The following is a 16,994-nucleotide window of genomic DNA, read 5'->3' as shown; positions in this document are numbered from 1 at the left end:
GCCCGTTCAGAATTGGCCGGATCAGACCCGGACGCTGGCGGACTGCAAGGGGATCCGGATCAGGAACGTGGCTCCGTGGCCGTATTCGGATTCCACGGTGGCCATGCCCCCGTGCGCCTGGGCGATAGCCGCAACGATTGCCAGGCCCAGCCCCGAGCCTTCCCCGCCGCGGCCCGTGTGCGCCCGGCCGAACCGTTCGAAAATCCGCTGCTGGTCCTCGGCGGCGATGCCGATCCCGTCATCGCGCACCCACAGCAGGAGAGTGTCCTGCGGGGGCAGCGAGGTGCCGTCGTCCGCCGCCGGGTGCTCAATCCGGGATCCGAGCGCGATCGTGGAGGATGGGCCGGTGTACTTGACGGCGTTTGCAGCGAGCTGGACCAGGGCCTGGGTGAGGCGCTGCGGGTCCGCGTCTACCACGTAGTCGGCCCTCTCATCGATCTGCCAGTTGCGGTCGGCCAAGACGTGCACTTTCTCCATGACCTGGTCCAGGAGCTCTGGGATCCGGACGGGTTCGCGCCGGATGAAGCCGGGATCACCGGAGTTGGCGAGCAGCAGGAGGTCGTCCACCAGGCGCTGCATCCGGTCCACCTCGTCCAACAGCACGTCCCGGGTGGCTGTGACGTCATCCGGATCATCCACCGTCAAGAGTTCGAGGTGCCCGCGGAGAATGGTCAGCGGCGTCCGCAGCTCATGGCCGGCGTCGTCCAGGAACTGCTGCTGCTGCTGGGCGCCATCATCCAGCCTTTCCAGCATGGTGTTGAACGTCTTGGCGAGCAGGGTGACGTCGTTCTCACCCTTGCGCACCTCCACCCGCTGCGTGAGGTCCTCCGGGCCCACCGCCCTGGAAGTCTCGCGCATACGGCGGAGCGGATCGAGCAGCCGCCCGGCGACCATGCCGCCGATCACCGCGGCCGCTGAGAGCATGCCGAGGGCCACCAACGAATACGTCTGGACCGTGCTGGCATTGTGCTCGCGCTGGTCGCCCGCGTCCCGACCGACCAGGAGGAACGTCCCGGTGACGCCCCTCATGGGCAGCACCACAGTCCTGAGCGGTCGGCCGTCGGAGTCCAGCTCGCCGAAGGACACGCCGGCCGGATTCCTGAGCCCGGCGGCGTCGGCGAACATGGTGTTCTTCAGGAGGGCGTTGTCCCCGTTGCCCTCAACGGTCCACGCCACGCGCCCGTCGACGATCCCCGCCATGACCTCATTGCTGCGCGGCTCGATATCTTCCGCGGCCTCGTGAAGGGCGCTGATGTACGTCCTGTTGGCGTAGTCCTTGGACGTTTCCTTCTTGGTCTGGACGAGCTTGACCACGGCGTTGGCCCTGTCCTGAAGCGCCTGGTCGAGCCGGGCATCGGACTCCTGGAACTGGACCACGAACGTCACCAACCCCGCGGTGATGAGCCCGGCGAGCATCATACCCAGCATGGCCGCCACCACCCGGAAACGCACCGAGTGGATCTTGGCGCCCCAGCCGGACGGGTCCTGGGTTTCCGACTCAGGAGAGGCAGCCGTCGGCCCGGCCTGGGCGTCCCCGCTGGGACGTTCATCCAAGGTGGCCACTCTGTTCCCTTCCTGCGACGATCAGCTGGCCCCGGAGAGGCTCTGCCTAGCTGAGGCGGTATCCGGCGCCCCTGGTGGTGAGGATGCGGTCCGCGCCGAGTTTCATCCGCAACTGGCGCACGTACACGTCCACCACGTTGGACGTGCCGTCGAAGTCGTAGCCCCAAACGTGGCTGAGCAGCTGCTGCCGGCTCAGAACCTGGCCAGGGTGGAGCAGGAACATTTCCACCAAGGCGAATTCGCGGGCGGAGAGCTCCACCACCCGGCCGTCCACGCTAACCGTGCGGGTGAGCAGGTTCAGTTCCAGGGGCCCGTAGCGCATGACGCTTCCGGCCAGCACATCGCCGGTGTCCCCCTTGCGGATCCGGGCCCGGATGCGGGCCACAAGTTCCTCGAAGTGGAACGGCTTGACGATGTAGTCGTCGGCGCCGCCCTCCAGCGCTGCGACGGTGTCGGTGGACGACCCGCGGGCCGTGAGGAAGATGACCGGGATGCCCACCTGGCTGCGGCGCAGCGCCGCCAGGACGGCGTAACCGTCCAGGCGGGGGAGCCCGATGTCGAGGAGCAGGAGATCGAATTCGCCGCTGGAGGCGTAGTCCACAGCCGTGACGCCGTCGGCCACCACGGTGGGCGCGTAGCCTGCCGCGCGCAGGCCCTTTTCGATGAACCGGGAGATGCGTTCTTCGTCTTCTGCAATGAGGATGCGGATCAAGGTGGCCCCCTGGAAAAGCCCGGATCCGGGAGTTCCCTCTGGGCCGCGCGTCGGCGCGGGCCTTATTCACGGGATCCTGGCTTGCCCCAATACTGCGGCGTCTCCTACTCACGAGTCGGGAGGAGACCCGAGGCCCCAGCAGCCTCGATCTGCCCGGAGTGCGGGCGGTTCCGGGCCCCAATGGTGCGGGGCCCGCGGTTTGGGCGGCGCGTTCCGGTCAGGGCGGCGCGGCGGGCCGTGGGGGACCGGGGGTCCCGGCTTCGGAGGGACGGCAGGTACGCAGTTCAGAAGGAATGGACATCTGGTGCTCCTCCAGAGGGCGGCCCAGCATCGTGGGATTCCATCGGGCAGTTGCGGCTGAGACTATTCCCGCTTCTTTCATCCTGCCCCCGTAACGGAGCGGGCGCCACTTTTGATCGGTTGATTTTCAGACTGTTAACAGCTCCCGCGAAGGTGCAGCTAGTACTGCCGTGTCACTGCCCGAATTACTGCCCGAACAGGGCGCCCGTGACCTGGTGGGTCAGGTCGTGGATGAGGTCCAGACGGGCGGCGCTGTCGGCGTCGTTGGGGCCCCACGTGTAGATGACCACCGCGTAGGAGCGGTCCCCGGCGCTGAGCAGCGCGGCGTCGTGGACGTAGCCCAGCACCACGCCGTACTTGTGGTGCACCGTGATGCCGGGGGCGAGCGCCGCCGGGATGAGGTTCTCGTCATTGGTGTGCTGCATGTAGCCCAGCAGCTCCGCGGTGTGGTCGGCGTTGAGCAGCTTGCCCGTGGCGAGCTGCGTCAGGAGCCGCGCCATGTCCGGCGGCGCGATGAGGTTTTTCTCGGGGTCGTAGGTGATGCCGAGCGTGGCGGCGTAGGCGGTGAGGTTGGGGTAGCCGATATCCTGCATCAGCAGCAGCCACGCGTCGTTGTTGCTGGCGTTGATCATGGCCTTGAGCTGGAACGCGGCGTTGAACGCGCCCAGGGGAGTGTCGAGGGACTTATCGCCGGTTTCCACGAGGTGGTAGTACGCGGCGGCGGTCAGGACCTTCGCGGTGCTCGCCGCCGTGTACGGTGCCACGTCGCCGTAGCTCTGCAGCTGACCGTCGCGGGTGTCCATTACGGCGACGCCGATCCTGTGGTCGGGGTGTTCGCCGATGATCCGCTGGATCCCGGCGGCGAGGTCGACGGCGGCTGGCGGGGGCGCCGGGGCGCCCGCGGACGGGCTCGGCGCCTGCTGGGAGGCCGTCAGGAAGTCACTGGTCAGGAAGTCTTTGGTAAGGAAAGCACGGTCCGTTGGCGCGACGGTGCGGACAGCGCCGAGAACCACGACGGCGGCCAGCACCAGCGCGGCGACGGCCCAGACCAGGACCGTGTTCCTGTGGTGGGCGGGAGCGGCCGGCCGGGGGCCCGGTTTCGTCATGTGCGTGGGCCTTCCGGACTCGACTGGGTGCTGCCTCCGACGTTAGGCGCGGCCGGGGGCGAAGTCCACGCAGCGCGCGGGGAGCGGCCAAAGTCGGGCAAAACCCCGCAGCCGGGTCCACTACGCTGGCACCCATGAGCCGGAAAATTTCTGTCAGCCTGCCGGACGCCGCGTTGCGCGAATACCTTCAGCCGCACCCGGACGTCACCATCCTGGAGTGGGACCTCACCGGTGCGCCGCCCCAGCCCCGGATCGATATCGTGGTGCCGCCCTACATGGGTGGCCCCCAGGTGCTGGAGAGCCTGGAATCCGTGGAGACGGCCCTGGTGCAGAGCCAGTCGATCGGATACGACGGCGTGGCGGAGTTCCTGCCGGCCGGACGGGTCTTCGCCAACGCGTCCGGCGTGCACGAGACCTCCACCGCGGAACTGGCACTCGCCCTGATCCTGGCCAGCCAGCGCGAGTTGCCCCGCCTGATCCAGAACCAGCAGGAAGGCCGGTGGGACGCCAGGCCCACCGCCAGCCTGGCCGACCGCCGCGTCCTGATTGTTGGCTACGGCGGGGTGGGCCAGGCCATCGAGGACAGGCTCCTGCCGTTCGAGACCAGCGTGACCAGGGTGGCCAGCCGGGAACGCACGGCTGAGCGCGGCCGGATCCACGGCATTGCGGAGCTCCCGGCGCTGCTGCCCGTGCACGACATCGTGGTGGTGGGGGTCCCGCTCAGCGACGCCACCCGGCACCTGATTGATGACGCGTTCCTCGCGGCCATGCCGGACGGCGCCCTGATGGTGAACGTGGCCCGCGGGCCGGTGGCGGACACCGACGCTCTGGTCCGGCACACCGCCTCCGGACGGATCCGCGCGGCGTTGGACGTCACCGATCCCGAGCCCCTGCCGCAGGACCACCCGCTGTGGCGGACGCCGGGTGTCATCATCAGCCCGCACGTGGGCGGGGCGAGCACGGCGATGCGCCCCCGGATGGGCCGGCTGCTGCAGCGCCAGATCGATCTCATGCTGGCCGGCGATGACCCGGCCAACGTGGTGCTGGGCGGCTAAAGATTGAACGGCCGGACAGCCACGAGAGGCACGGGCTGCCAGGGGGTAGGGCGGCGAGAGCCCGGGCGCTACTCGGGTGTGGGCGAATTGCCCGTCCCGGCAGTGTCCACCACGCAGAACCTGTTGCCTTCCGGGTCGGCAAGGATCACGTAGTCGGCGTCCGCCGGCCGCTTGCTCCATTCCACCCGGGTGGCGCCCAGGGCCAGGAGCCGCTGCACGTCGGCGTCCTGCTGGTCCGTGTACAGGTCCAGATGCAGGCGCGGGGGGATCTGGACGGCCGCGGGGACGCGGTCCAGGGAGATGCACGTGCCTTTACCGCCCGGCGGCTGCAGGATCACAAAGTCGCCGTCGGGCGCGTACCTCGGCTCGTAGCCCAGGGCGGCCTGCCAGAAACCCATCTGTCGTTCCAGGTTGTCCACCCGGATCACGATCGAGCCAATGCTCAGCATCCGGCCAAACTACACCGGGGCCACCGGCCCGGCAAGCCAGTCCGGCAACAGATATGCCTGCTGCGGAATATCTGCCGCAGGCCGGCCGCGGACCTGACACGGATTCGCCGTGACGAGGACTTAAGCCAGACGGCCACACCGCAGGCCGCCGGCGTTCAGGAGCGTTGACAGTTCAGTAGCGTTGGCCGTTCAGGGGCGTTGACGGCTCTGCACCACCAGTCGGCGGAGCGTAAAGAAGCAGCCCAGGGCACTGAGAAGCAGGGCGAGCAGAAAATCCCCTGCGTAGGAGTCCACCAGTTCGCGGTTGGTGCCCAGGTTGTAAAGCAAAAGCTCCCAGGTCTGAGGGTCCGCCAGCATAGTGAGGGGTGGGGCGCCGCCCAGATACCTTGCCGCGTCAATAAGCAGGCTTCCCCAGAAGGACAGCAGCAAGGTCACGACGGTCACGCCCACCACCACCCAAGCGCCTTTGGTGCTAATGGTTCCACCGGTCCCGAGGACGTAGAGGCGTGCCGCGCCGGCTGCGGCCATGTAGGCAACGATCGACGCTATCCAGCCGAGGTCCCACAGGATCAACCACGCGATGACAGCGATCGGGATGATGGCCAAGGAAAAAACCGCACCGCGGACGCTATCCTCCCGTCCGGTGGGCGATGCCGGCGGGGAGCCACCTGCATTGTTTTCGACCGGAATGCCGGCCGCGGGTGCCAGTTGCCCATACTGCGGAGCCGGACGCGTGGTTTCCGGCTCTCCTTCTGGTCTGGTTGCTTCGAAATTGGCGCGCTCTGACAAGGGTCCCCCAAGATTTTCGATGTGGAAGCGCTAAATCCCGCTCAGTCTGACACGGAAGGGTCATCCCGGGAAGGAAATTCTTTCCTGAGCTCCTGGAGCACCAGGGATGAATGCGTGCGACCCACCCCCGATTCGCCCTGAGAGAAACCCAGCTAGCTCCCGGCGGCCGGACGTAGACTGACCCCCACATCGTTCTGTGTGAAACAGTCCGTGACGCGTGAAGTGGAGACCGGATGCTCTGGAAACTGCTCGTCGAGTACCTGCGGCCGCAGCGCCGGCTGCTGCTCGCCGTCGTCGTCTTCCAGCTGGCGGCGTCCATCGCCTCGCTGTACCTGCCCACGCTGAACGCGGACATCATCGATCAGGGCGTCGCGACCGGAAACACCGACTACATTCTGCACGTCGGCGGCCTGATGCTCGGCGTCACCCTGCTGCAGGTCGCCTGCACAATCGCCGCCGTCTACTTCGGCGCGAAGGCCGCGATGGCGCTGGGCCGGGACGTCCGCGGGTCCATCTTCACCAGGGTGGCCGAGTTTTCCGAGCAGGAAGTCACCCGGTTCGGCCCGCCCAGTCTGATCACCCGCTCCACCAACGATGTCCAGCAGGTCCAGCAGCTGGTCCTGATGTCCGCCACGCTCATGGTCACGGCGCCCATGCTCTGCATCGGCGGGGTGATCATGGCCATCCGGCAGGACGTGCAGCTGTCCTGGCTGATCGCGGTCAGCGTGCCGGTGCTCCTGATCGGGGTGGGCTCGATCATTTTCCGGATGGTGCCGCTGTTCCGGCTCATGCAGGCCCGGATCGACACCGTCAACCGGGTACTGCGCGAACAGCTCACCGGCATCCGCGTGGTGCGGGCCTTCGTCCGGGAGGACGTGGAGACTGCCCGCTTTGCCCGCGCCAACGAGGACGTCACGGACACCGCGCTGCGCGCCGGCCGACTCATGGCGCTCGCGTTCCCCACCGTGATGCTGGTGCTCAACGTCTCCAGCGCGGCCGTGATCTGGTTCGGCGCGTTCCGGATTGAGGACGGGTCCATGCAGGTGGGCACCATGATTGCGTTCCTGAGCTATCTCATGCAGATCCTGATGTCCGTCATGATGGCCACGTTCATGGCGATCATGATCCCCCGCGCGGCCGTCTCGGCGGACCGGATCAGCCAGGTGCTCGGCACCGAGTCCAGCGTCCGGCCACCGCTGCACCCGGTCAGCTTTGCCGGCCGCACCGGCCGGGGTGAGCTTCAGATGCGCGACGTCGGATTCGCCTACCCGGGCGCCGAGCAGCCGGTGCTCTCGGACGTGAGCTTCACCGCCCGGGCGGGGCAGACGACGGCGATCATCGGGGCCACCGGCTCCGGCAAGACCACCCTGGTGAACCTGATGCCGCGGCTGTTCGACGCGACGTCCGGCTCGGTGCGGATCGACGGCGTGGACGTGCGCGAGCTCCACCCGGACCTGCTGTGGGGGCACATCGGCCTGGTTCCGCAGAAGCCCTTCCTGTTTTCCGGCACGGTGCGCAGCAACCTGCTCTACGGTAAACCGGACGCCACCGAGGAAGAGATCTGGCGGGCGCTGGCCATTGCGCAGGCGCAGGACTTCGTGGAGGAGCTCGAAGGCGGGCTGGATGCGCCGATCTCGCAGGGCGGCACCAACGTCTCCGGCGGCCAGCGGCAGCGGCTCGCGATCGCCCGGGCACTCGTGAAACGGCCCGAGCTCTACATCTTTGACGACTCCTTCTCCTCACTGGACACCGCCACGGACGCCCGGCTGCGGCAGGCGCTCAAGCAGCACACCGCCGGCGCCACTATGGTGATCATCGCCCAGCGGGTCTCCAGCATTGTGGACGCGGACCAGATCCTGGTGCTGGACCGCGGCAGGATCGTCGCCCACGGCACGCACGCCGAGCTGCTGGAAACATCCGAGACGTACCAGGAGATTGTGAACTCCCAGCTCGCGGCGGAGGAGGCAGCATGAGCCGCACCGACAAGGCGCCGACGCCGGCCCCCACCGCCGCTTCCGGCGCGCCTGCCGCCGCACAGGCGCCGCTGCGGATTCCCCGCCCGGCGGGCGGACCCGGCCGCGGGGGACCGTTTGCCGGGATGAACATTCCGGCGGAGAAGGCGATGAACTTCGGGCCGTCCGCCCGGCGGCTGCTGGGGGAGCTGCGTCCCGAGCGGCTGTGGCTGGTGCTGGTCTTGCTGCTCGCCGTCGTGAGCGTGACGTTCTCGGTGATCGGTCCCCGGCTCCTCGGCGAGGGCACCAACCTGATCTTCGCCGGCGTCGTGTCCAAGCAGCTGCCGCCCGGGGAGACCCAGGCCCAGGTGATCGCCCAGATGCGCGCCGCGGGACAGACCCAGCAGGCGGACATGCTCAGCGCCATGACGCTCACGCCCGGCACCGGGATCGACTTCACCGCGCTGGCCACCGTGCTGCTGTGGGCGGTTGCCCTGTACGTGCTGGCCTCGGCGTTCGGCTGGCTGCAGGCGTACATCCTCAATGGCGTCGTGCAGCGCACGGTCTTCCGGCTGCGTGAACGGATCGAGGCGAAGATCAACGCGCTGCCGCTGCGCTACTTCGATTCCGTGCAGCGCGGCGAGGTGCTCAGCCGGGTGACCAACGACGTCGACAACGTCTCCCAGAGCCTGCAGCAGTCCATCAGCCAGGCCGTGACCTCGCTGCTGACCGTGGTGGGGGTGCTGGTGATGATGCTCCTGCTCTCGCCCACGCTGGCGCTGATTGCGCTGGTGACCATTCCGCTGACCCTGGTGACGACGGCGATGATCGCCAAGCGCTCGCAGAAGCTGTTCGTCGCGCAGTGGAAGCACACCGGCGAACTCAACGGGCAGATCGAGGAGACGTACACCGGGCACGCGCTGGTGAAGGTGTTCGGCCGGCAGCGCGAGGTGGAGGAGCGGTTCCGGCAGAAGAACGTGGAGCTGTACCAGGCGAGCTTCGGCGCGCAGTTCATTTCCGGGCTGATCATGCCGGCCATGACGTTCATCGGGAACCTGGTCTACGTGGGGATCGCCGTGGTGGGCGGTCTGCAAGTGGCCTCCGGGGCGATGCAGCTGGGCGACGTGCAGGCGTTCATCCAGTATTCCCGGCAGTTCACCCAGCCGCTGGCCCAGCTGGGCTCCATGGCGAACCTGCTGCAGTCCGGCGTGGCCTCAGCCGAGCGGGTCTTTGAGCTCCTGGACACCGAGGAACAGGGCCCGGATCCGTCTCCTTCTGTTTCTCCCGACGGCGGGCGGGGGCGGCTGGTGTTCGAGGAAGTCTCCTTCTCCTACTCCCCGGACAAGCCGCTCATCACTTCGCTCAATCTTGTGGCCGAGCCGGGCCAGACGGTCGCCATTGTGGGGCACACCGGCGCGGGCAAGACCACCCTGGTGAACCTGATGATGCGCTTCTACGAGCTCGACGCCGGGCGGATCACGCTCGACGGCGTGGACGTCACCGCGATGACCCGCAACGAGCTGCGCTCGCGGATGGGCATGGTGCTGCAGGACACCTGGCTGTTCGGCGGGAGCATCCGGGACAACATCGCCTATGGCCGGCCTTCTGCTTCCGAAGCGGACATTCTGGAGGCGGCCCGGGCGACCTACGTGGACCGGTTTGTTCGGTCCCTGCCGGACGGCTACGACACCGTGCTCGAGGACGAGGGCTCCAATGTCTCCGCCGGCGAGAAGCAGCTGCTCACCATCGCTCGGGCGTTCCTGGCCCGGCCGTCCGTGCTGATTCTGGACGAGGCGACGAGCTCGGTGGACACCCGCACCGAGGTGCTGGTGCAGAAAGCGATGAGCGCTTTGCGGTCCGACCGGACTTCGTTTGTGATTGCCCACCGGCTGTCCACCATCCGCGACGCCGACCTCATCCTGGTGATGGAATCCGGGCAGATCGTGGAGCAGGGGACGCACACTTCCCTGTTGGCGGCGGGCGGGGCGTACGCGGCGCTGTACGCCGCGCAGTTTGCGGCCCCGGTGGCGGAGGTCTAGGCAGTCCGCGAGGCCGGTCCGACTGACATACGCACTGACTCCACCTTTTGGGGAATGATCAGCAGACCGAGTCAGATCCCCACCGGTGCTGGTGAGTATCTGTATTGTCAGGTTGAGATCTAAGAGCTTCTTGGGGTCGTGTCAAGAAAAGGTGAATCAGGGCTGTGACTGTTACGGCATGGCGGTTAAGTCGCAGCTTGAATGGCGGTTTTGCTATCGTTTTTCAAAGTCGTCTGCACGGCCCACCACATGTCGGTGTGGGGAAGGCCAAACGGTTCAACCGCACCCTCCAGGGAAGCTGGGTCTACAGGACGCGTATCTGTCCACCCTGGTCTTTGGACTGACGGCCCGCCGGTGAGATCAAAGACTGACATGTCGATGGTCTTCTGTGTCCTATGCTCGAACTGCAAGCCGGATGTTCCTCAGAAGGTATTGCTCAGGGCAGACGCCGCGTTTCTGAGAAACGCGGCGTCTGCCCTGAACACCTAGCAATCCGCTAGCGTGGCAAACATTCCCGGGAGAAGCCCCATGACTGACGTCCAGACTCCAAAGATGAACAGCTCAGGCGAACGGCTATTCGATACTTACTTGCGATGCTTGCGCGTCGTGAGGGCGGCAAACGAAGATCTGGACGAGCTGCTAGCCCCTCTCGCTGAGGAAGACCGGCGTGCCATGGAAGGCTATCGGCTCGATTTGCGATCTTGGATCCAGATCCTTGCCGCCCCTTTGATGAAGGACTACATGCGCGATGCCGCTGCCCTTCCCGCAGCTGCGGCCTCGAACTTCTGGCTGCGCACTCCAATATTGGCTTCTCTTGAGAGGCTGGTATCCCGGTCGGTAGACAACCTGAGGGCGTTGGAACACCTGGATAAAATTGAGGCCGACGCTCGCGGCATAGGCAACCTCCTGGAGTCGGCACTCGACAACTCAAGCACATCCTTTTTTAGCTCCAGCAATGGCGAGGCCAACGACTTTGTCATGGAGCGAATTGAGAGCGCTCAGGAAAAGCTTCTTCAGAAGCGTTCAGTCAACGCCATGAGAGAACGGGCTGCTCTGGATACGACCAGCGGTTCGAACTCATCGGACGCGCCGACTCCTCGGCCGTCCCATCCGACTCCGCAGCCTGCGCGACCGAGCTTAGCTCCAAAGACGATACCGATCGGAGAAAATATTACTGTGCCGAATTCGACTTCTCCCAAAACCATCTTCATTGTTCACGGGCATGACACGTCCACAGTCAATGACGTAAGAATCGAAGTGAATGACCTGACGGGGATCATGCCTGAAATCCTCGCTGATAGTGCTGGTCGCGGTGACACGATTATCGAGAAATTTGAGAGGCGCGCTGCAGAGTCCGACTACGCCATCGTTGTGCTTACACCGGACGATGAGGGCCGGGCGAAATGCAATGGTTCGGCTGAGCTCCAGGCGCGAGCTCGCCAAAACGTCATCCTGGAACTGGGCTACTTCTACGCCAGACTGGGCCGCACGAAGGTCGCCGTCATCCACCACGGCGTGGAACTGCCTTCTGACATCAACGGCGTCAACTACATCACTTATGACACGACCACGTGGCGCAAGGAACTCCGGGGAGAACTTAACGCGGCGGGATTCGAACTAAAGAAGTAGGTGCATCACTGTTTGCGTCACTTAGCTCGTCCGGGCCAGGGTCTCGCTGAGGACTCGTCGGCGGAGTAGTGCCAACGACTGGTAATTACCCAACCTTCAGTGCCCGTTGGGGTGTACGCCAACCTGACGATGTGGTGGACTCTCCAGCGGGGGCGCGACGACAAGACCGATGGCTATGTCATCGACTACCGCGACTTGTTCAAGTCGCTGGACAAGGCCATCACCGACTACACCTCGGAAGCCCTCGACGGCTATGCGAAGGAGGACGTCGAAGGCCTGCTCGAGGACCGCATCAAGCAGGAACGCGAGGACCTCTACGAGGCGCTGGAGAAGGTCAGGGCGCTCTGCGAGCCCGTCGCCCCTCCCATCGCCGTTGACGCGAGGAACCATTCACTATCTAGGAGCTTCCTCAATAATTTGCAGCAGACTGCCTGTTCTTTGAGTGCCGCTGATACTCGGCGCGTAGCTGGTCGTAGTGGTCATCCGTAAGCGACGCGAGGTAACTTACGGCGTCACCGGACCACACGTGGCTTGTTACGTTGCTGTGCTTCCAGGCGTACTGCGCATTGTTTTTAAGGTTTTCTTTCCAACAGATCACCTGGTAGTCGTAGCTGGTTAGATCGCGACCTGGACGGCGTTTGTTCACCTTCTTAAGCAGCTCTTTCATGGTGTACGGGTGGGTTTGATTGGGGTCGGTCTTTTTCACCACGACCTGACCGTCTGCAGTGGGGGAAATCGCGACCACGAGGTCAGCGCTGGTCATCTTCTTTACCGATTGCATGTTTATGTCATAGACCGTGGCGACCCGTGCCAGATCGCTACCCGCCTCCTCGGCCTGATCCATGTAGCTGCGGAGCGTATCTATAAAATTCTGCACTTCGCTAACCATCGTTGCGTTCTTGTCCGTGCGCATGAACCGCACCACGTCGGCCGGAGCTGTGGCCCCCAGCGGAAGGAGCTGCCACGTCATGGAATCGGCAAGATCTTTCTTGAATCTTGCCAGCATGAAGTCACGATAGTTGAGCACGTTTTGCTGGAGGAATGGGTAAATAACCGCACCCAATCCTTGGGCGTTGTAGAGGTGAATGGCCCGATCTCGATATTCGGTCAGGGCTTTTACGTTCGCCACCACGGCTGGGCCGTCGATACCAGCGGGCCAAAGATTCTGTCCGGATACCCGTCCTAGGCAGTCGTCGAGCGTGATTGACCTATACGGTTCGCCGCGCTTCTTGGGGTAAAAGATCGCCTTACCGCCCTGCCTCAAGGTGGCTTTCAGTGCAAGCTCCCAAGCATTCACCACAAGCATCACCGTGACCTCATCTCTGTATGTCATCCGGGGCTTGTTGTAAACCTCAACTGCTGCCAGAATCGCCGATAGAGAGTTATCGACCAAACGCCTCATTGATACGTACGGCGTAGCCAAGAATCCTCCTGTAGTTACTCGGCATTGGCGAGCACCTATGCGCTGGCCGTTGAAAAGTTACGGAAATATTTATCATAGCCTAAATCCATCTAAATCCCGGCCGAGACGAATTTTTCGGGAGACCAGTTCGTGGAACTGTGCCTAATATTGGTTGGCGATAACACAGGAATCGCCGCGTGAAGGCGCTCGTCCGAAGGGTTTCCATAAAGGTCGTGCACGTGGGGTCTTCCGCTTTAGCTATTTTTTGATTCTCGCGGCTTGGAAATGAGGACGTCGAATGTCCCTTCTAACGACGAAACAGGCGAGCAACTGCTGATTTTGCTTTTCTACCACCTAGCCAGCGACGCGGTCGTTGATAACCTCGAGCAGGGCAGGGATTGCCTTCGGGCCAGCGGGTAGGAGCTGCGCCGAGGCTAATCGGACGGGCGAGGCAACCCGGATCCTGTCGATACACTCAACGAGTGCTTTGTCTGATGTCCCAAAGACATCGCAGTCAGTCAAGTAGGCGCCAATCTGGTTGTCGACAGGTGTTCCGCGCGTCGTCCGTCGCATTCGCTGCGCGTAGTTAAGTGTGCAACGAATCCATTGCCGGGGTACATCGGTTACATCCACCTCTCGCGTCCAGAATGAAACCCACTCGGCTTGTTGAGAAGCGATTAGATCCAATTTCAATCTTGATTCAATCCACTCGTAATAGGCTGTGGAAGAACGCCGTGTAAGAAGTAGTTCTTGCCGCCAAATGAGCATGCCGTCCCCTCGCCACATGTCGAAGGGACGACCGTCCCAACGACGGGCTTCGGGAGCGTGACCTGGTAATCGAGGCCAAATCCGTCGAAGGTCTCCCGGTTGTTCATGGCCTCTTTCCGACTAGCTTGCGCTTCAGCGAAACCTGCCTGCAGATCACCGTCTTCAAGCGCGTGGATTCGAGCCGCCTCTCCCGCCGGATCATGGCGGACGCGCCGCCACCAATTGTGTTACCAATCTGATTTTAGCAACCGCCATAAGCGCATGTCTGGGTGCGGCTGGAGCCATTCAGGTCTGAGCTTAGCGATAGCCTGATGAAGTTCTTCCGTTTCCATAAAGGCCTCAGGCATAAGCCTTTTCCAAGCGCCCTCGGTCATCGCTTTCGCCAGCTTGCGGCGAAGTGCAGTGTTATCGATTCGTAAAGCTTCAAACACGATTGCTGGGCAGGCAACAAGCTGCACTTTGGACTTGGCAGCGCGACGAACGGTTTCCACCGCGTCGGCGTCGACTATGTATCGCCACACGTTGCTGTCGAGCATCAGGAGCGGTTTTTCCATGCCTCATTCTTACAGGGCGCTGCTCTCATGTGGGAAACGCCGGAAACACGACAAAATGGGTCCTCTCATCTGCTTCTACTAACTGGTCGTAGAACGCCGATAGTGCAGATTCCGTCAAGCTAGTTCTTCCGGTGTCGCCAGGGGCGTACTTCACCCAGCTTGGCGTGGCGCAGATACTGGTACACCGTCTCGCGGCTGATCCCGTAGTAACAGGCAAGAACCGCTTTCGGGACACCGTTGCCGGCGCGCTGAACCAGCGCTGCCGCCCGTTCAGGTGTGAGAGTCTTTTTCCGCCCTTTATAGGCGCCGCGCTGCCGGGCCAGGGCAATGCCTTCCCGCCGGCGTTCCCTGATGAGGGAGCGTTCGAATTCTTCGAAGGCCCATGACGGAAAGCATATAGTTGGCCACGGGGGAGTCCTCCCCGGTGAAGACCAGGCTCTCTTTGACGAACTCCACCCGCACGCCTTTACTGGTCAGGCCCTGGACCAGTGCACGTAAGTCATCGAGGTTCCGGGCGAAACGGTCCATGCTGTGCACAACCACGGTGTCCCCCTCGCAGCCGAACCGCAGCAGTTCGGCCAGTTGCGGCCGGGCCCCGTCCCGGAAGAAAGTCAAGACATGCAGGCCCGACCCGTCACGTTGGGGGTCAGCGGCCCTACCAGCGCTCCAGCCTTGCCAAGACCGTGCCCAGTTCATCTAACTTCGTGGCGAATGGATCTGATTCTCCGACCGAGGAGGGAGACCAGCCCCACGCTTGGTGATCACCGTGCAGCTCGAAGTCTCTTTGCCAGACGTTCTTATCTCCTGAAACTCTTGAACGGGCTGCACGGAGATACTTGCCGGCTGAGGGGGTACTGCGTTCGATTGTAAGGAACGCGTGGGCCATGGCCATGCGGTATTCGGCCTGGCCAAAGGCCTTCTTGTAGTCGTCGCCAGATCCAATCAGGTGGCCGATCAGCTCTTGCATGTCGTCCGAGATCAGCTCGCTTTGAGGGTAAATCCAAGAAGTTCCGTTCCAACGTGGTGCTGCTCTTGCGAGGCTGTAGTCAACAACGATCTCGTCTTGCAGTGCTATGAAGGCGGGTTCGGGATCGCGCTGGGAGTACGCGTCTTTCCACTTCGGCTCAGTTGCCGCGCGGATAAACACGTCCTCCCTGTCTTCGGTGACAGCAATCATGGCTATGGCCCGGAGGGTAAGGAGCGCTGGGTAGTGCGCGAGGTTGTACCAGGCATCTGTATACGAAGAAACCGGCACACGCGCCTTCAACAGCTGTTGAACTGCCCACACCCAAAGATCGGCATGGATGCGCTCCCGATCAAGCGCTACGCCGGTAGCAATGAGACGCACAAGCGTCTGAGAGCTACTACGGAGAGTTAGGCATTCATTGTCGAAGACGGTTGCAAAGTCCCCGGGAGGAGCCATACCTCCGCGCTCCCGGATGTACGTGGCAACGGGGCTAATTTCGGCCGCGAGGAGCTCTCGGATTTCGATGTAGGACTCCTTATGGGGCAGGAGTCTTTTTAGCCGGGCGATGGCCATGTCTTCTGACAGCTGTGGCGCAGCGAGGGCGTCCAAAGAGTCGAGGCGTTGTTGTAGGTTTGGGAAGAAGTCATCCGCCGTGACGTTGCTGATCACGGCGGCCGCATGTTGCTCGATCAGGGCGCCGGCCGCAGGCCCCAGTCCATACAAGGTGGACCAGTACAGGGGGTAGCGGCGGCTATGCCGGCCGTGTAGCGCTTCCACCAGGGCTTTGTCCCAGTCGGCTGACCATCCGTTGATGATCAGACCAAAGTTCTCCATGACCTCGTGAAGGATTTCGTGGGTGGCGGGCCCGTAATCGGTTAGCTCGGCTAGCGTGTTCTTTTGGTCGAGCGACCTGTAATCGCCGTGGAGCTTAATAACGGTGCAATCGGCATGGTGGAGCGGTTTTCGTGCCTTGATCGCGCTTTCGGTGGACAGCACCTGGTAAGGAACAGATGCTTGATCGAGGGCCTGCTCAATGAGGCTATCGAAATTGGTTGTCAAGATGACACGGATGGCACCTCGGCGGACAAGGCCAGCGATTGCGTGGTGCGCCCGGCCTGGCACCTTGCGATTGTCAGCCCGGTCTTCATCCGTGGGTTCAAAATAGCCGTGCAGGAGCGCACTGCGTGCGGCTGGCGTTCGCCCCAGCGATTCGAGGAGCCCCGAGTAGCCGAGCTCATTCCCGTCTCCATGCTTGAGCCACCATTCACCTATTTCCCCATCGCCGGCGTCAGCGCTCAGTGGAGTTCCCGCGGCGGCTGCTGCCTGCCGCACAAGATCCTTGATGACGCCCCAGCCTGTGGGGATTCCTGCACCCGTGGATGTTCCAGAACCGATAAGGAGGGCATAAACGCCTGGCTGGGCTTGCAGGGACAATGCAAGGCCAATTCGGGGATCGATAGTGCGCGCAGTCATACCGCCACAATAGGTCAATGCTTCCGGGCAGACTTCCCCGACGAGTGCCTTGTTTGTAGAAGGTAACGGCTGTGATCAGATGCCGATGCCGCGCAGGCTTGCCTGGAGGCGTTTTAGAGTCGAGTGGACAACCAAGATGCTGGCGCAGGCTGCGGAGCAACCATCATGTTCCGCTGGGTATTGAATCGCTTGGGCACGCTGCCTGTGGGCCGGGAGCCTTGGGGTGCGTCCTTGCT

Annotated in this window: 13 protein-coding genes and 1 pseudogene; 5 read left to right on the top strand and 9 right to left on the bottom strand. The window is 63.5% G+C overall.

Going from position 1 to position 16,994, the window contains the following annotated elements; translation table 11 throughout:
• Window positions 1–21: 21 nt before the first annotated feature.
• The 3 genes from ACFRJ8_RS08780 to ACFRJ8_RS08770 form a co-directional block, all read right to left on the bottom strand.
• A complete protein-coding gene (locus ACFRJ8_RS08780; protein WP_377985723.1) occupies window positions 22–1,563 on the bottom strand; it encodes an ATP-binding protein in 1,542 nt (513 codons plus the stop codon).
• A gap of 46 nt (window positions 1,564–1,609) precedes the next feature.
• The gene (locus ACFRJ8_RS08775; protein WP_377985722.1) at window positions 1,610–2,275 is read right to left on the bottom strand and encodes a response regulator transcription factor; all 666 of its coding nucleotides are present in this window, start codon (window positions 2,273–2,275) and stop codon (window positions 1,610–1,612) included.
• A gap of 485 nt (window positions 2,276–2,760) precedes the next feature.
• Window positions 2,761–3,681, bottom strand: coding sequence for a serine hydrolase (locus ACFRJ8_RS08770; RefSeq protein WP_377985721.1), 921 nt, complete (start codon window positions 3,679–3,681; stop codon window positions 2,761–2,763).
• A 134-nt stretch (window positions 3,682–3,815) separates the two neighbouring features.
• On the opposite strand from ACFRJ8_RS08770, the gene ACFRJ8_RS08765 reads away from it, so the two are divergent.
• Window positions 3,816–4,736, top strand: coding sequence for a 2-hydroxyacid dehydrogenase (locus ACFRJ8_RS08765; protein WP_377985720.1), 921 nt, complete (start codon window positions 3,816–3,818; stop codon window positions 4,734–4,736).
• 68 nt (window positions 4,737–4,804) lie between these two features.
• Here the strand turns inward: ACFRJ8_RS08765 and ACFRJ8_RS08760 are convergent, their stop codons facing one another.
• Both ACFRJ8_RS08760 and ACFRJ8_RS08755 read right to left on the bottom strand, forming a co-directional pair.
• The gene (locus ACFRJ8_RS08760; RefSeq protein WP_377985719.1) at window positions 4,805–5,185 is read right to left on the bottom strand and encodes a VOC family protein; all 381 of its coding nucleotides are present in this window, start codon (window positions 5,183–5,185) and stop codon (window positions 4,805–4,807) included.
• 189 nt (window positions 5,186–5,374) lie between these two features.
• The gene (locus ACFRJ8_RS08755) at window positions 5,375–5,791 is read right to left on the bottom strand and encodes a hypothetical protein (protein WP_377985718.1); all 417 of its coding nucleotides are present in this window, start codon (window positions 5,789–5,791) and stop codon (window positions 5,375–5,377) included.
• A 416-nt stretch (window positions 5,792–6,207) separates the two neighbouring features.
• Between ACFRJ8_RS08755 and ACFRJ8_RS08750 the strand changes: the two genes are divergently transcribed.
• The 4 genes from ACFRJ8_RS08750 to ACFRJ8_RS08735 all read left to right on the top strand — a co-directional run bounded on the left by ACFRJ8_RS08750 (window position 6,208) and on the right by ACFRJ8_RS08735 (window position 12,083).
• Window positions 6,208–7,947, top strand: coding sequence for an ABC transporter ATP-binding protein (locus tag ACFRJ8_RS08750; protein WP_377985717.1), 1,740 nt, complete (start codon window positions 6,208–6,210; stop codon window positions 7,945–7,947).
• Window positions 7,944–9,965 carry an ABC transporter ATP-binding protein gene (locus ACFRJ8_RS08745; RefSeq protein WP_377985716.1) on the top strand — a complete coding sequence of 674 codons (2,022 nt, stop codon included), beginning with the start codon at window positions 7,944–7,946 and terminating at the stop codon, window positions 9,963–9,965. The genes ACFRJ8_RS08750 and ACFRJ8_RS08745 overlap by 4 nt, the downstream gene beginning before the upstream one ends.
• 528 nt (window positions 9,966–10,493) lie before the next feature.
• Window positions 10,494–11,594, top strand: a complete 1,101-nt coding sequence (locus tag ACFRJ8_RS08740) for a TIR domain-containing protein (protein WP_377985715.1) — start codon at window positions 10,494–10,496, stop codon at window positions 11,592–11,594.
• A 99-nt stretch (window positions 11,595–11,693) separates the two neighbouring features.
• Window positions 11,694–12,083 carry a hypothetical protein gene (locus ACFRJ8_RS08735; protein WP_377985714.1) on the top strand — a complete coding sequence of 130 codons (390 nt, stop codon included), beginning with the start codon at window positions 11,694–11,696 and terminating at the stop codon, window positions 12,081–12,083.
• Here ACFRJ8_RS08735 and ACFRJ8_RS08730 read toward each other — a convergent pair.
• The 4 genes and pseudogenes from ACFRJ8_RS08730 to ACFRJ8_RS08715 form a co-directional block, all read right to left on the bottom strand.
• Window positions 12,004–12,996 carry a DUF3644 domain-containing protein gene (locus ACFRJ8_RS08730; protein WP_377985930.1) on the bottom strand — a complete coding sequence of 331 codons (993 nt, stop codon included), beginning with the start codon at window positions 12,994–12,996 and terminating at the stop codon, window positions 12,004–12,006. The genes ACFRJ8_RS08735 and ACFRJ8_RS08730 overlap by 80 nt on opposite strands.
• A 995-nt stretch (window positions 12,997–13,991) precedes the next feature.
• Window positions 13,992–14,318 carry a hypothetical protein gene (locus ACFRJ8_RS08725; RefSeq protein ID WP_377985713.1) on the bottom strand — a complete coding sequence of 109 codons (327 nt, stop codon included), beginning with the start codon at window positions 14,316–14,318 and terminating at the stop codon, window positions 13,992–13,994.
• A gap of 119 nt (window positions 14,319–14,437) precedes the next feature.
• Window positions 14,438–14,921, bottom strand: a pseudogene (locus ACFRJ8_RS08720) (recombinase family protein); the annotation flags it as partial.
• A gap of 52 nt (window positions 14,922–14,973) precedes the next feature.
• The gene (locus ACFRJ8_RS08715) at window positions 14,974–16,758 is read right to left on the bottom strand and encodes an SIR2 family protein (RefSeq protein WP_377985712.1); all 1,785 of its coding nucleotides are present in this window, start codon (window positions 16,756–16,758) and stop codon (window positions 14,974–14,976) included.
• Window positions 16,759–16,994 lie beyond the last annotated feature (236 nt).

The organism is Arthrobacter sp. NPDC056886 (genome assembly GCF_042788715.1).
Classification (GTDB): domain Bacteria; phylum Actinomycetota; class Actinomycetes; order Actinomycetales; family Micrococcaceae; genus Arthrobacter.
Note: the sequence above shows the minus strand (reverse complement) of the source record. Positions and strands in the feature narration are given on the sequence as shown.

Coding starts and splice junctions, on each gene's coding strand:
- ACFRJ8_RS08770 (WP_377985721.1), bottom strand. CDS start 3,681: ATGACGAAACCGGGCCCCCGGCCGGCCGCTCCCGCCCACCACAGGAAC.
- ACFRJ8_RS08765 (WP_377985720.1), top strand. CDS start 3,816: ATGAGCCGGAAAATTTCTGTCAGCCTGCCGGACGCCGCGTTGCGCGAA.
- ACFRJ8_RS08760 (WP_377985719.1), bottom strand. CDS start 5,185: ATGCTGAGCATTGGCTCGATCGTGATCCGGGTGGACAACCTGGAACGA.
- ACFRJ8_RS08750 (WP_377985717.1), top strand. CDS start 6,208: ATGCTCTGGAAACTGCTCGTCGAGTACCTGCGGCCGCAGCGCCGGCTG.
- ACFRJ8_RS08745 (WP_377985716.1), top strand. CDS start 7,944: ATGAGCCGCACCGACAAGGCGCCGACGCCGGCCCCCACCGCCGCTTCC.
- ACFRJ8_RS08740 (WP_377985715.1), top strand. CDS start 10,494: ATGACTGACGTCCAGACTCCAAAGATGAACAGCTCAGGCGAACGGCTA.
- ACFRJ8_RS08730 (WP_377985930.1), bottom strand. CDS start 12,996: ATGAGGCGTTTGGTCGATAACTCTCTATCGGCGATTCTGGCAGCAGTT.
- ACFRJ8_RS08725 (WP_377985713.1), bottom strand. CDS start 14,318: ATGGAAAAACCGCTCCTGATGCTCGACAGCAACGTGTGGCGATACATA.
- ACFRJ8_RS08715 (WP_377985712.1), bottom strand. CDS start 16,758: ATGACTGCGCGCACTATCGATCCCCGAATTGGCCTTGCATTGTCCCTG.